This is a genomic window from Mumia sp. ZJ430, from assembly GCF_011751845.1.
In the GTDB taxonomy this organism is placed as follows: domain Bacteria; phylum Actinomycetota; class Actinomycetes; order Propionibacteriales; family Nocardioidaceae; genus Mumia.
On sequence record NZ_JAAHFK010000002.1, the window covers coordinates 577,068 to 589,957 of the forward strand.

Consider the following 12,890-nt stretch of genomic DNA (forward strand, 5'->3'; position numbering starts at 1 on the left):
GGAGACAGCCCAGTGCCCCTACCGAGAAGAGCAGTCATGGCTGACCCTGGCGACACACGCGTCGCCGTGTACCTCGACTTCGACAACATCGTGATCTCGCGGTACGACCAGGTGAACGGACGCAACCAGTTCCAGAGGGACAAGGCGCGCGCGTTCTCGACGACCGAGCGTGACGCCGACCCCGACGTCGCCGAGAAGCTCGCCCGCGCCACGGTCGACGTCGGCGCGATCATCGACTTCGCCTCGTCGTTCGGGACGCTCGTCCTGACCCGCGCCTATGCGGACTGGTCCGCGCCGGTCAACGCCGAGTATCGCGGCCAGCTCGTCAGCCGCGCCGTCGACCTGGTCCAGCTGTTCCCGGCGGCCGCGTACGGCAAGAACGGCGCCGACATCAGGCTCGCCGTCGACGCGGTCGAGGACATGTTCCGGCTGCCCGACCTCACGCATGTGGTGATCGTCGCAGGTGATTCCGACTACATCGCGCTCGCGCAGCGGTGCCGGCGGCTCGGCCGGTACGTCGTCGGTGTCGGCGTCGCCGGCTCCACCAGCAAGTCCCTCGCGGCGGCGTGCGACGAGATGGTGACGTACGACGCGCTGCCCGGCGTCGAGCCGGCCCCCGAGCCGGAGCCGGCAGCGAAGAAGTCGGCCCGCTCCCCCTCGCGGAGGCGCTCGGGTGAGCGTCCTGCCAAGCCGGACACCGCCTCGGACGACGTCTCGGCCGCGGAGACGGAGCCGAGCGGGACGGGCGCCAAGCGCGACTCACGCAAGCCCACGGCCACGGTCCCGCTCTTCGCCGAGCCCGGGTTTGACGACCGTGCAGAGCACGAGCCGGAGCCGGAGGACGCCCAGAAGGTCGCGACCCGGCTGCTGGAGCGTGCCTTGCGTTTGGGCCACGAGAAGGACGACGCCGACTGGCTGCACAGCTCGGCGGTCAAGAGCCAGATGAAGCGGATGGACCCGTCGTTCAACGAGAAGGCGCTCGGGTTCCGCTCGTTCTCGGACTTCGTACGGTCACGGGGCGATCTCGCCGAGCTCGACGAGAGCTCCACGGCGCGCCTGGTACGCCTGAGTCCGAAAGCTTCGCACTAGGTGGTACGGTCGTCAGTAGTTGCAATACCGTCACGCCGCAGATTCGAATGCAAGACCCTCGTTTATCGAGGCCTCTCGTTCTTCTCCCAGGTTGAGGTGATCGCGACACCAGTCGCACGCGAACGTCGCGTGCGCACGACCAGAGGAGAAACATCATGGCTACAGGCACCGTTAAGTGGTTCAACGCTGACAAGGGCTTCGGCTTCATCGCTCCCGACGGCGGCGGCGAGGACCTGTTCGCGCACTTCAGCGCGATCGCAGCCTCGGGCTTCCGCTCGCTCGATGAGGGCCAGAAGGTGGAGTTCGACGTCGAGCAGGGCCAGAAGGGCCTGCAGGCGGCCAACATCCGCCCGCTCTGACTCTGACGCGGCTCAGCCGCGTTTGACGAAGCCCCCGCCTCCCTCACGGGAGGCGGGGGCTTTCGCGTCTGCGGATGACCCGCGTCAGCGGCCGACGGTCAGCGGAGCCGCGTCAGGATCGACGGCAGCGATGATCGCGCGGATCCGCTCGACGTCGTCCTGCAGGCAGGCGACCTCGAAGTTGCCCACGGGCTCTCGACGAGACCCGATCCAGGTGTCGATCCCCTCCGCCCTCAGGGCAGCCAGGATGGGGGCACAGCTGCGCCCCTCGCCCGGCTTCCACGCGATGATGCGGGGGCGCTCAGGGCGGTTGTCGCTCAGGCCCATCCGGCTGAGGTCACGCGGTCGACGTCGCGACCGGCTCGGGGCTGATCCGACCGGATCAGGATGGTCGTTCATCGGGGGCACCGACTCTCCACTCGCCGGCGCCGCGCCCGGGTGAGCGCGTCGAACCGGTAACCCCGACTGTACGCCACGGGATGAATATCCCTCCAGGCCTTCATCGGCCCATCTCGGCAGCAAGCGGGCAGTCGAACGGGCTTCGTGCCCGCAGGCCGACGTTGTTGAGGTAGCCGATCACGATCCGGTACGACCCGATCAGGCTCTCCTCTGTGTACGGGATGCCGTGGCGCAGGCAGTGCTCCCGGACGATGGGCCGCGCCCGGCGCAGGTTGGGCCGCGGCATGCTCGGGAACAGGTGGTGCTCGATCTGGTAGTTCAGGCCGCCCATCGCGGCGTCGACGAACCAGCTGCCACGGATGTTGCGCGACATCAGGACCTGCCGGCGAAGGAAGTCGATCTTCATGGTCGCCGGGACGATCGGCATGCCCTTGTGGTTCGGCGCGAATGCGCTCCCGAGGCACACCCCGAAGACCGCCATCTGCACCGCGAAGAACGCCACTGCCTTGCCCGGAGGAAGCAGGACGAAGAGCAGCGCGACGTACGCGACGAGTCGCGTGCTGACCATCGCGAGCTCCAGCCGGCGCCACGGCAACGTGGTCCGCTCGACGAGCGTACGGATGCTGGCGGTGTGGAGGTTGAGGCCTTCGAGTGTCAGGAGCGGGAAGAAGAACCACCCCTGGCGCCGGGCGAACCAGCCGGCGAAGCCCGTGCGACTCTCGACGATGTCTCGCGTGAACGCGATCGCGCCGGGAGCGATGTCAGGGTCTCGCCCTTCTTGGTTGGGCGCTGCGTGGTGCTTGTTGTGCTTGCCGCGCCACCATCCATAGCTCAGTCCAGCGAAGGCTCCCGCGAGGATGCGCGCCGCCCAGGCGTTGGCCCGGCCCGACGTGAAGAGCTGGCGGTGTGCGGCGTCGTGCCCGAGGAAGCCGAACTGCGTGACGACCAGCCCGAGGACGGCGGCGAGCGCGAGCTGCCACCAGGAGTTGCCCAAGAGGACGACGCCGACCCAGACGGCGGCGAACGCGGCGACCGCGAACCCGATCCGGGTGAGGTAGTAGACAGGACGCCGTCGCAGCAGCCCGCGGTCGCGGACGTCGTTGAGCAGCGTCGCGTATGCGCTCACGAAGTTCTCGGCTCGGCGCGGGGCTCCAGGCTCTTGCTGGTCGAGGGCGGTGGTCGGTCGGTCAGCCATGGCTGCCTCTCCACGAACTCTCAGAGGTCCAGGGAGAATCACTCGAGCACATCCCTCCAATCTACACGGAGAGCTGTCGGTCACCCTCCACGATCTGACGCGTGACGTCGAGCGCGGTCCACAGCTCCGCGTACGAGGTGGTCAGCGGCGAGAGCCCGAGCCGGATCATGTCGGGGTTGCGGAAGTCGGGGATCACCTTGGCCGCGTACATCGCGTCGGCGACCTCGCGTGCGCGCGGCCCCTGCACCGTCACGTGGCCCCCGCGCCGCGCCGGCTCGCGCGGCGACGCGACGGTGAAGCCGTGCGGCACCAGCCACGCGTCGACCAGCGCGACGCAGTGCTCGGTGAGCGCGACGGCCTTCTCCCGGATCGCGTCGATCCCGGCCTCGGCGACCAGCGACACCGACGCATCCACGGCGACGATCCCCGGGACGTACGCGGTGCCGGACAGCATCGCGCGGATCGACGGGTCAGCCTCGTACGACGGGCCCATCGCGAAGCGGTCCTTGCTGCTCCACCACCCCGTGATCGGCTGACGCACGGCACTCAAGTGGCGCTCGGCCACGTAGACGAAGGCGGGCGCACCGGGACCTGCGTTGAGGTACTTGTAGGTGCAGCCGACCGCGAGGTCCGCCCCGACCGCGTCGAGGGCGAGCGGGATCACGCCGGCGGAGTGGCAGAGGTCCCAGATCACGACCGCACCGGCCGCGTGGATCTGCTCGGTGACCGCCGCCATGTCGAGCAGCACGCCCGAGCGGTAGTCGACGTGACTCAGCAGGACCACCGCCGTCCGCTCCGAGAGCACCGCTGCCAGCTGGTCGGCGGTGACACCCTCGACGACATCCGGGCTCAGCCAGCGGACCGTCATCCCCCGGGCACCCGCGACGGACTCGACCAGAAAGCGATCGGTCGGGAAGTCGGCGTCCGTCGCGACGATCTCGTCCCGCCCCTCGCGCAGCCCGCACGCCGCGTGGATCGCCTTGTAGAGGTTGACCGACGTCGACTCGGCGATGACCGTCTGCCCAGCGGCAGCACCGAGGCATGCGGCCGCCAGGCGGTCACCGACCTGCTCGGGAAGCTCCAGCCAGCCGTCCTCCCAGCTACGGATCAGTCCCTCCCCCCACTGGCGGCGCAGGACGTCTTCGACCCGCTCCAACGTCCGGCGCGGCGGCCGGCCGAGCGAGTTGCCGTCGAGGTAGGCGACGGGGTCGTCACCGCGCAGGAACTCATCGCGGAACGCCGCCAGCGGGTCGGCGAGGTCCATTGCAACCGCGTCGTCGTACGTGAGGGTCATGCCCTGATCTCACCATGCGCCGCGTGTGTTCCGCGCGCCCGGTCCACCGCCTTGCCCACCTCGACGAGGAGGAAGACCGCGATGGCGAGCACGGCGGTGTAGGCCCAGATGTCCAGCCCGATCGGCGCCGAGCCGAACCAGGTGTTCATGAATGGCAGGTAGACGAAGCCGAGCTGGGAGATCACCATCGCCGCCGAGGCGATCCAGACGGCCTTGTTGCCACGGAGCACGGCGGGCGTGAGGCTCGAGCGGTCGAGGTAGCGGCTGTTGAACAGGTACGCCAGCTGGCCGAGCGCGAGCATCGTCACTGCCGCCGTCCGCGCCTCGTCGAGCCGCAGGCCCGCGTCGTGCGTGCTCGTGAAGACCAGCAGGGTCGCGCCGCCGATCAGGACCGAGACCACGATGATCCGCCACCCGTACGCGAGATCGACCACGGAGGCACCGGGGTCGCGTGGTGCCCGGTCCATCACGCCCGGCTCGGCCTTCTCGTACGCAAGGGCGAGCGACAGCGTGACGGCCGTGACCATGTTGATCCAGAGCACCTGAACGGGCTCGAGGGGCAGCGTCATGCCGAAGAGCACGGCGATCAGCATCACCAGCGCCTGCGCCCCGTTGGTCGGCAGCAGGAAGAGCACGGACTTGCGGACGTTGTCGTAGATCCGGCGCCCCTCCTCCACCGCCAGCTCGATCGTCGCGAAGTTGTCGTCGGCGAGGACGACGTCGGCGGCCTCCTTGGTCGCTTCCGTGCCCTTGATGCCCATCGCGACGCCGACGTCCGCCTGCGTCAGTGCAGGAGCGTCGTTGACCCCGTCGCCGGTCATCGCGACGACCTCGCGGTGGAACTGCAGCGCCGAGACGATGCGGATCTTGTGCTCCGGGCTCGTCCGCGCATAGACGTCGACCTCCCGGACGACCTCGCGCAGCTGCTCGGTGGTCATCGCCTCGAGGTCGGCACCCGTGAGCACGCCGACCCCCTCGCCGCGGACCAGTCCCATCTCCCGCCCGATCGCAAGCGCGGTCCCGGCGTGGTCGCCGGTGATCATCTTCACCCTGATCCCCGCGCGTCGGCACTTCTTGATGGCGTCGATGGCCTCGGAGCGCGGCGGGTCCACGATGCCGACGAGCCCGACGAACTCGAGCCCCTCGCTGACGTCGTCGTCCGTGATGCGGGTCTCGGCGGGCGGCGGCCCGACGGCGGCGGCGAGGACGCGCAGGCCCTGCGCTCCGAGAGCGTCGATGTGCTCCTCCCACCAGCGCCGGTCGAGCGCCTCGCGGGTGCCGTCGGCCGCCCTCTGGTGCGCGGACCGGTCGAGGATGCGGTCGGGGGCGCCCTTCACGAGGAGCACCGCCGCTCCCTCGGGGTCGCGGTCGAGCGTCGCCATGTACTTTGTCTGCGAGTCGAACGGGACGACGTCGACCCGCGACCAGCCGTCGGCGTCGAAGCCGCCCTTGAGCGCGAGCGTCCGCAGGGCGCCGTCGGTCGGGACGCCGACGAGCCCCCACCGGTCGTCCTCGTCGCGACGGACGACCGCGTCGTTGCAGCGGGCCATCACGGTGACCAGCGAACCGAGGTCCGCGTGGTCGGCGAGCGTGGCGACTCCGTCGCCGTCGCGGATCTCGCCGTCGGGCGCGTAGCCGATCCCGGTCACCTCGTACGACTGTGCGCGCGTCACGACGGTGCGTACCGTCATCTCGTTCTTGGTGAGCGTGCCGGTCTTGTCCGAGCAGATCGTCGTCACCGAGCCCAGTGCCTCGACCGCGGGCAGCTTGCGGGTGATCGCGCGCTCGCGCGCCATCTGCTGCACGCCGAGCGCGAGGATGATCGTCACCAGTGCGGGCAGCCCCTCGGGCACCGCAGCCACGGCGAACCCGATCGTCGCCGACACCAGCTCCTCCCCTGCGAAGTCGTGCACGACCCGGCCGACCACGACCATGATGACCGCCATGACCGCGATCAGGAGCGCGAGCGCCTTGCCGAACGCGTCGAGCTGGCGGCTGAGCGGGGTCTCCAGCGGCTCGACCTCGTCGACGAGCGTCTGGATCTTGCCGACCTCGGTGCCCTGCCCCGTCGCCGTGACCACGCCGCGCGCGCTGCCCTGGGTGATCAGCGTCCCGGAGAACACCATGTCCGAACGGTCGCCGACGCCGGCATCGGACGCGACGACGTCCGCGTCCTTGCTCGACGGCACGGACTCCCCCGTCAGCGCGGACTCCTCCGCCTGCAGGTTAGACGCGGCGACGAGCCGCAGGTCCGCAGGCACCTTGTCGCCGCCACGCAGCCGTACGACGTCACCGGGGACGAGCGCATCGGCGTCCACCCGCTCCCAGGCGCCGTCGCGGCGGACGTCGGCCTGGACGCTGAGCATGGTCCGGATCCCGGCGAGCGCCTTCTCGGCCCGGCCCTCCTGGATCAGGCCGATCGCGGCGTTGATCACGGCGACGGCGAGGATCACGGTGAAGTCGACCCAGTCCCCGAGCGCCGCCTTGGCCGCGGCGGACGCGAGCAGGATGTAGATCAGCGTGTCCTGGAACTGCGCGAGCACCCGCTTCCACCACGGAGTCGGCTCCGGAGGTGGGAGCCGGTTGGGTCCCACCTCCGCGAGTCGTTGCCGCGCCTCGTCGTGCGTGAGCCCCTCTCGCGACGTGTCGAGTCGCGTGAGGACCTCGTCGACCGGACTGGCCCAGACCGGCGGCTGTTCGGTGACCTCCTGCATGGGTCCATCGAACCCTGCCCGGTCTTCGCCCGCACTCGCAGGGGTCACGGCGTCGCGAGCGCCTCCGTCGGCGACATCCGCGCGGCACGGACCGCCGGGTAGAGGCCGGCCACCGCGCCGATGAGCAACGTCGCGGCCAGCCCGCCGGCCGTCGCCCAGACCGGTACGACGGTGACCCAGTCCTGCGAGGCCGCGTACGCCGTCGTGACCCCGACCCCGATCAGGAGTCCACCGACGCCTCCCAGCAGGCACAGGATCTGCGACTCGGCCAGGAACTGGGTACGGATCTGGCCGCGTGTCGCCCCCATCGACCTCCGCAGCCCGATCTCCGCCCGCCGTTCGAGGACGGAGATCACCATCGTGTTCGCCACCCCGACACCCCCGACGAGCAGGGCGACGCCACCGAGTCCGAGGAGCAGCCCGCCCAGGGTGTCGTCGGTCGCCTGCTTGGCTGCCAGGGCTTCCGACGGACGCGACACCTCGACCTCGTTCGGGTTCTGCGGGTTCGCCGTCGCCGCGAGGACCGCGCGCACCTCGGCCACGTACGCGTCGTCCGCGCGGGTGTAGATCGTCGTCGGGTAGCCGTCGAAGTCGAGCCGCTCCTCGGCGACGTGCCACCCGACCAGCGCCGACATGTCGAGCTCGGGCGTGAGCGCCGACGACGCGAGGACTCCGACGACGGTGAACCACTGCCCTCCGAGCCACACCTGAACGCCCGTGCCCGGACGGCTCACCCCGAGGCGCTGCGCCGCCGAGCTTCCGAGCACGACGGCCGGATAGCGCGCGGTCGCCGCGTTCAGCCACGCCCCCGCCGCCACGGAGGTGCCTGTGGTGTCGAGGAGGTCGGTCCGCGCAGCCCGTACGGAGATCCCGCCGGACTCCGCGTCGGGGACGAGGTCGGAGCGATAGACGTTCGCCGCGAGGACGGCGGTCGCCGAGGTCGACGTGACCGGAGCGATCCGGTCGACCATCGCGACCGCGTCGTCGGGCAGGTGCGAGGCGTCGCCGAACAGCGTCTCCCCCGGCGCGACGGTTAGGAGGTTCGTCCCCAGCGCGTCGAGCTGACGGTCGAGCTCGGCCCGGCTCGAGGTGGAGATGCCGACGACCGCGAGCATCGACGCGATGCCGATCGCGATCCCCAGCGCACTCAGGACGACCCGCAGCGGGCGTGTGACCAGGCCGGAGGCACCGACCCGGACGACGTCGCGGATCCGCATCCGCGCGGGCGCGAGCCCGCTCATCGTGCAACCGCCGTACGGGATACGACACGCCCGTCGCGCATCTCCACCTGCCGCGGGACGCTTGCGGCGATCTCGCGGTCGTGCGTGATCACGACGACCGTGGTTCCGGCTGCGTGGAGCTCGCGCAGCAGCCCCATCACGGCGCGTCCCGACGCGGAGTCCAGGTTGCCCGTCGGTTCGTCGGCCAACAGGAGCGCGGGCTCGGCCACGACCGCCCGGGCGATCGCCACTCGCTGCCGCTCGCCGCCCGACAGCTCGTGTGGGCGGTGCCCTACTCGATGCTCGAGCCCGACGCGCGCCAGTGTCTCGGTGGCCCGGCGCCGTCGTTCCCGTTGGCCGACACCGAGATAGAGCAACCCGTCGGCGACGTTGTCCAGAGCGGCGACGCCGGGCGCGAGGTGGAACTGCTGGAAGACGAACCCGATCCGCCGGGCCCGCAGCGCCGACAACGCGCTGTCGGACAGGCGGGAGACGTCGTGCCCGTCGATCACGACCGTGCCTGTGCTCGGCCGGTCCAGGGTCCCCAGCAGGTGCAGCATCGTCGACTTCCCCGAGCCCGAGGGCCCGACGAGCGCGACGAGCTCGCCCCGGGCCACCCTCACGGACACGTCCCTCAGCGCGGTCACCCCGCCGGCGTACGTCTTGCCCACATCCTGCGTCTCCACGATCCAGGGACTCATGACGGGACCACCACGTTCGTCCCCTCTGCGAGGCCCTCGCCGGACACCTCGACCTGCCCGTCGGCGAACAGACCGACCTCCACGGCGACGTACGAGGTGGTGCCGTCGTCGGCGACCACCTCCAGGCCGTAGCCGCCCTCCGCGAGCGCGACGAGGGCGTTCACCGGTGCCGCGAGGACGTCCTCGCGCTCCTCCGTCACGATCGTCACCTCGACGGGGGCCGCGTCGAGACGGCCGAGCGCCTTATGCTTGCCGATCCGTACGGTCACGGGGACGGTCGTGGTCTCCTCCCCACCCTGCGGATCCTGCTCGGCCGTCGCCACGGTGCCGACGTCGCTGACACGACCTGCGACGGTCGTGCCGTCGGGGAGCGTGACCGAGACCGCGTCCCTCTCACGGACCTCGTCCTGGTCGGCCGCGTCGAGATCGACCGCGACCGATCGCCGCCTGCTGGTGGTGGTGAGCACTGGGCCGGTGGCCAGATCGCCGACCGCCAGCGAATGGCTCGCGACGCGGACGGCACCCGCGGCGACCACGACGTCGCCAGGCTCGACGCGACCGGTCTCGTCGATGCCGAGATCTTCCTGCCACCGCTCGACCGCGTCGGCGGTCGCCTCGGTGAACTCCTCGTCGACGGTGAAGCCGCTGTATCCGAGGGCGGCGAGGTTGCGCTCGAGCTGCTCGACGTCCTCCCCCTCGACACCGTCGGACAGCGGCCGGTATGCCGGCACCGTGCCGTACAGGAGCACGACGGGCCGGGCATCGACCTCGAACAGGCGCTCCCCCCGCTCCACTGTCCTGCCGGTCCCCCGGAGCCAGGTCAGCGTCCCGCTCCCCCGCGCCGAGACCGTCGTCGCGGTCCCGTACCCGAGGGTTCCGGCCAGCGACTGCGTGGCGGACAGCGTCGTACGGACGACCTCGGCAGTCGCTGGGGTCGACGGCTGCGCACTCTCCGGCTCCGGGTCGGCGCCGCCGTACCCGACCGCGGCGGCCGTCGCACCCGCGATCCCGAGCCCCGCTCCTGCCGCGACGGCCACACGGGCGAGGCGCCTCATGCCGTGGACCCCTCGACCTCGTCGCGGGCCCCGGGCTGCAGCGTCGCACAGGCCTCCATCGCCTTGCGGGTCTTCTCGTCGTCCTTGAAGCCCTGGAGCATCGGGCCGCCGTCGGCCTTCGGGTCCGACATATCGACGCCGTGCTCGCGCATGCACGCCGCGAACGCGCGCATCTGCTCGAGCTCCTCCTCGGTCGGCTTGCGGGTCTTCCCGTCGCCCGGCATGAGCGCGCGGCACTCCTCCATCGCCTTCTCGACCGTCGCCTGGGTGGGGCCGCTGCCCTTCTGGCTCCTGAGCGTGATCTTCGGGCCCTGGCCGTCCTCGCCAGGCTTCGGATCCTCCATGGGGACGCCGTTCTCGCGCATGCACGCGGCGAACTCGAGCGCCTTCTCGTCGTCGGTCTTGTCGTCGTCGGACTCCTTCGAGGTCGCGGTCGGCGACGACGAGCCGCCGGCCGACGGAACCCCCGACCCGCCCGCAGACGACCCGCAGGCGGTGAGGAGAAGGAGTATGAGGGCGAGAGGAACGGCCAGGAGCCATGGTGTGTGAGGTCCTCGCTCGGAGGACGGTGCTGTGATGTGCATGCCGCGAGCCTGGTCCCGTGGGCTCGGCACTCCCTCAGGACAACCTCGAGGTCCCCTCAGAGTGTGCGGGCAGCGGCAGGACGACCCGGAACGTCGCGCCGTGCGGCGTCGACCGCCGGAGCACGACCGCACCCGCGTGGGCGCTGGCGAGGGCAGCGACGATCGACAGTCCGAGCCCCGCACCACCACCTGTCCCCCGGGCACGGCTCCGGTCAGGACGGTAGAGCCGGTCGAAGATCTTCGCGGCGTGCTCGGGCGGGACGCCGGGACCGTCGTCGGCGACCTCGAGGTAGGCGTGCCGGCCGACCGGCGGCGCGCCGACGACGGACTGCACCCGGCTCGGTGGACCGCCCGCTGCATAGCCGGCTCGGACGACGACCCGTGCGTCGGACGGCGTGTGCTCGAGCGCATTGGCGACCAGGTTCGTCGCCACCTGGCGGAGCCGGGCCTCGTCCCCGGTCACGACCGGCCCTGCCTCCTCCCCCTTCACGAGCTCCAGACGGAGGACACGACCAGGACAGCGCACCCGTGCGTCGCGGACCACGTCGGCAGCGATCCGCCCGAGCTCGACCCGTCCGCGCGCGAGCACGCGTTGTTCGTCGAGCGCGGCGAGCAGCAGCATGTCGTCGACGAGCGACCCCATCCGAGCCGCCTCGTCCTCGATCCGGCGCATGGTCGCGTCGAGCTCGGGGCCGGGGGGCGCTCCCCCGTGACGGTAGAGCTCGGCGAACCCGCGGATGGACGTCAACGGGGTCCGCAGCTCGTGCGAGGCGTCGGCGACGAACCCCCGCAGCCTCCGCTCGGAGGCCTCCCGGGCCGTCAGCGCCCCGTGCAGGCGTCCGAGCATCGTGTTGAGCGCGATCCCGAGCCGCCCGGGCTCCGTGTGCGGATCGGTGTCGTGGACGCGCGCCTCGAGCACACCACCGGCGATCGAGGCCGCCGTCGTCTCCATCCGTGTCAGCGGACGGAGCCCGATGCGGACGACGGCCAGCGCCGCACCGGCGATGAGGACCATCGCGAACAGGCTCACGGCGAGACCGATCCACAGCATCCGGCTGACCGTGGCCTCGACGTCGGAGAGGGAGGCCGCGACCGCCAGGTATCCGCGGCTCGGTTCGGACGAGACCGCCACGCGCCAGCCTGCGCCGCCGTCGACATCGTCCACGGTGAACGTCGCACCACCGGCGCGATCGGCCAGCGCCGTGAGCGAGGGCAGCTCCGGCCCGCCCCCGTCGGCGGTGCCCAGGAGCGAGGTCTCGCTGCCGTCGGCGTCGACACGGACGATGCGTAGCGTCTCCCCCACGAGGGCATCCACCTGCGTGGTGAGCGTCCTCCCCGCGCCGCCTGTCGGCGGTTCGCCCGAGGCCTCCTGCCGGATCATGAGCTGGCCGCCGCCCGACATGCGCTCCGCCTGATCGTCCACGCGTTCGGTGAGGTAGCCGCGGAGCAGCGCCGTGCCGATCAGGGTGACCGTCACCAGCGCGACCCCCGCGGCCACGACGACCAGCGACGTCATCCGGGCACGGACAGTCCACGACCCCCACGGCCGGAGGCGGGCCCCCTCGGTCACGAGCGGCGCTCCCGCACGGTGTACCCCACGCCGCGCACGGTCTGGATCAGCGGAGGGCCGAGCGCGTCCAGCTTCTTGCGCAGGGTGTAGACGTACGACTCGACGATCGCGCCGCTGCCGTCGAACTCGTAGCTCCACACCCGGTCGAGGATCTGCGCCTTGCTCATCACGTGGCCGGCGTTGGTGAGCAGGAAGCGCAGCAGCTTGAACTCCGTCGGCGACAGGTCCACGAGGCGTCCCGCACGGCGGACCTCGTGCGCGTCCTCGTCGAGCGTCAGGTCGGCGTACGCGACGACGGCACTGTGACCGCCTTCCGCAGGACCGCTGCGCCGCAGGATCGCACGCACCCGAAGCACGACCTCCTCGAGGCTGAACGGCTTGGCCACGTAGTCGTCGCCCCCGGCCGTGAGGCCCGCGACCCGGTCGTCCACGCCGCCGCGTGCGGTGAGGAACAGGATGGGCGTCGTCCGCTCAGCGGCGCGCAGCCGCCGAGCGACCTCGAGACCGTCCAGGTCCGGCAGCATGACGTCGAGCAGCACGAGGTGCGGGTCGTACGAGTCCACCGAGGCGAGGGCCTCACGTCCGCTGTGCGCCTGGCGTACGTCGAGGTCGACGAGACGCAGCGTCGAGCTCAGGAGCGTCGTGATGTTGGGCTCGTCGTCGACGACGAGAATCCGCGCGCGCGTCCCGGCCATGGGCTGAGCATCACC

At 71.1% G+C, this 12,890-nt stretch carries 12 protein-coding genes; 2 read left to right on the forward strand and 10 right to left on the reverse strand.

Going from position 1 to position 12,890, the window contains the following annotated elements:
* Window positions 1–36: 36 nt before the first annotated feature.
* Both HCT63_RS09295 and HCT63_RS09300 read left to right on the forward strand, forming a co-directional pair.
* Window positions 37–1,089 carry an NYN domain-containing protein gene (locus HCT63_RS09295; protein WP_167003448.1) on the forward strand — a complete coding sequence of 351 codons (1,053 nt, stop codon included), beginning with the start codon at window positions 37–39 and terminating at the stop codon, window positions 1,087–1,089.
* A gap of 155 nt (window positions 1,090–1,244) precedes the next feature.
* Window positions 1,245–1,448 (forward strand): cold-shock protein, encoded by a 204-nt coding sequence (locus HCT63_RS09300; protein WP_139106883.1) that lies wholly within the window; start codon window positions 1,245–1,247, stop codon window positions 1,446–1,448.
* Window positions 1,449–1,532: 84 nt separating this feature from the next.
* Here the strand turns inward: HCT63_RS09300 and HCT63_RS09305 are convergent, their stop codons facing one another.
* The 10 genes from HCT63_RS09305 to HCT63_RS09350 form a co-directional block, all read right to left on the reverse strand.
* Window positions 1,533–1,847 carry a hypothetical protein gene (locus HCT63_RS09305; protein ID WP_167003450.1) on the reverse strand — a complete coding sequence of 105 codons (315 nt, stop codon included), beginning with the start codon at window positions 1,845–1,847 and terminating at the stop codon, window positions 1,533–1,535.
* Window positions 1,848–1,947: 100 nt separating this feature from the next.
* The gene (locus HCT63_RS09310; protein WP_167003452.1) at window positions 1,948–3,042 is read right to left on the reverse strand and encodes an acyl-CoA desaturase; all 1,095 of its coding nucleotides are present in this window, start codon (window positions 3,040–3,042) and stop codon (window positions 1,948–1,950) included.
* A 61-nt stretch (window positions 3,043–3,103) separates the two neighbouring features.
* A complete protein-coding gene (kynU, locus tag HCT63_RS09315) occupies window positions 3,104–4,336 on the reverse strand; it encodes a kynureninase (RefSeq protein ID WP_167003454.1) in 1,233 nt (410 codons plus the stop codon).
* Window positions 4,333–7,050, reverse strand: a complete 2,718-nt coding sequence (locus HCT63_RS09320) for an HAD-IC family P-type ATPase (RefSeq protein WP_167003456.1) — start codon at window positions 7,048–7,050, stop codon at window positions 4,333–4,335. Before HCT63_RS09320 ends, kynU begins: the two co-directional genes overlap by 4 nt.
* A 44-nt stretch (window positions 7,051–7,094) precedes the next feature.
* On the reverse strand, window positions 7,095–8,291 hold the full coding sequence (locus tag HCT63_RS09325; RefSeq protein WP_167003458.1) for an ABC transporter permease: 1,197 nt from the start codon (window positions 8,289–8,291) through the stop codon (window positions 7,095–7,097).
* Complete coding sequence (locus HCT63_RS09330) at window positions 8,288–8,971, reverse strand: ABC transporter ATP-binding protein (protein WP_167003460.1); 684 nt, start codon at window positions 8,969–8,971, stop codon at window positions 8,288–8,290. The genes HCT63_RS09325 and HCT63_RS09330 overlap by 4 nt, the downstream gene beginning before the upstream one ends.
* Window positions 8,968–10,026: a peptidoglycan-binding protein gene (locus tag HCT63_RS09335; RefSeq protein ID WP_167003462.1), complete on the reverse strand. Its 1,059-nt coding sequence runs from the start codon at window positions 10,024–10,026 to the stop codon at window positions 8,968–8,970. Before HCT63_RS09335 ends, HCT63_RS09330 begins: the two co-directional genes overlap by 4 nt.
* On the reverse strand, window positions 10,023–10,610 hold the full coding sequence (locus HCT63_RS09340) for a hypothetical protein (RefSeq protein ID WP_167003464.1): 588 nt from the start codon (window positions 10,608–10,610) through the stop codon (window positions 10,023–10,025). Before HCT63_RS09340 ends, HCT63_RS09335 begins: the two co-directional genes overlap by 4 nt.
* 34 nt (window positions 10,611–10,644) lie before the next feature.
* Window positions 10,645–12,126, reverse strand: a complete 1,482-nt coding sequence (locus HCT63_RS09345; protein WP_167003466.1) for a HAMP domain-containing sensor histidine kinase — start codon at window positions 12,124–12,126, stop codon at window positions 10,645–10,647.
* A gap of 50 nt (window positions 12,127–12,176) precedes the next feature.
* Complete coding sequence (locus tag HCT63_RS09350) at window positions 12,177–12,875, reverse strand: response regulator transcription factor (RefSeq protein WP_167003468.1); 699 nt, start codon at window positions 12,873–12,875, stop codon at window positions 12,177–12,179.
* Between the last annotated feature and the right edge of the window lie 15 nt (window positions 12,876–12,890).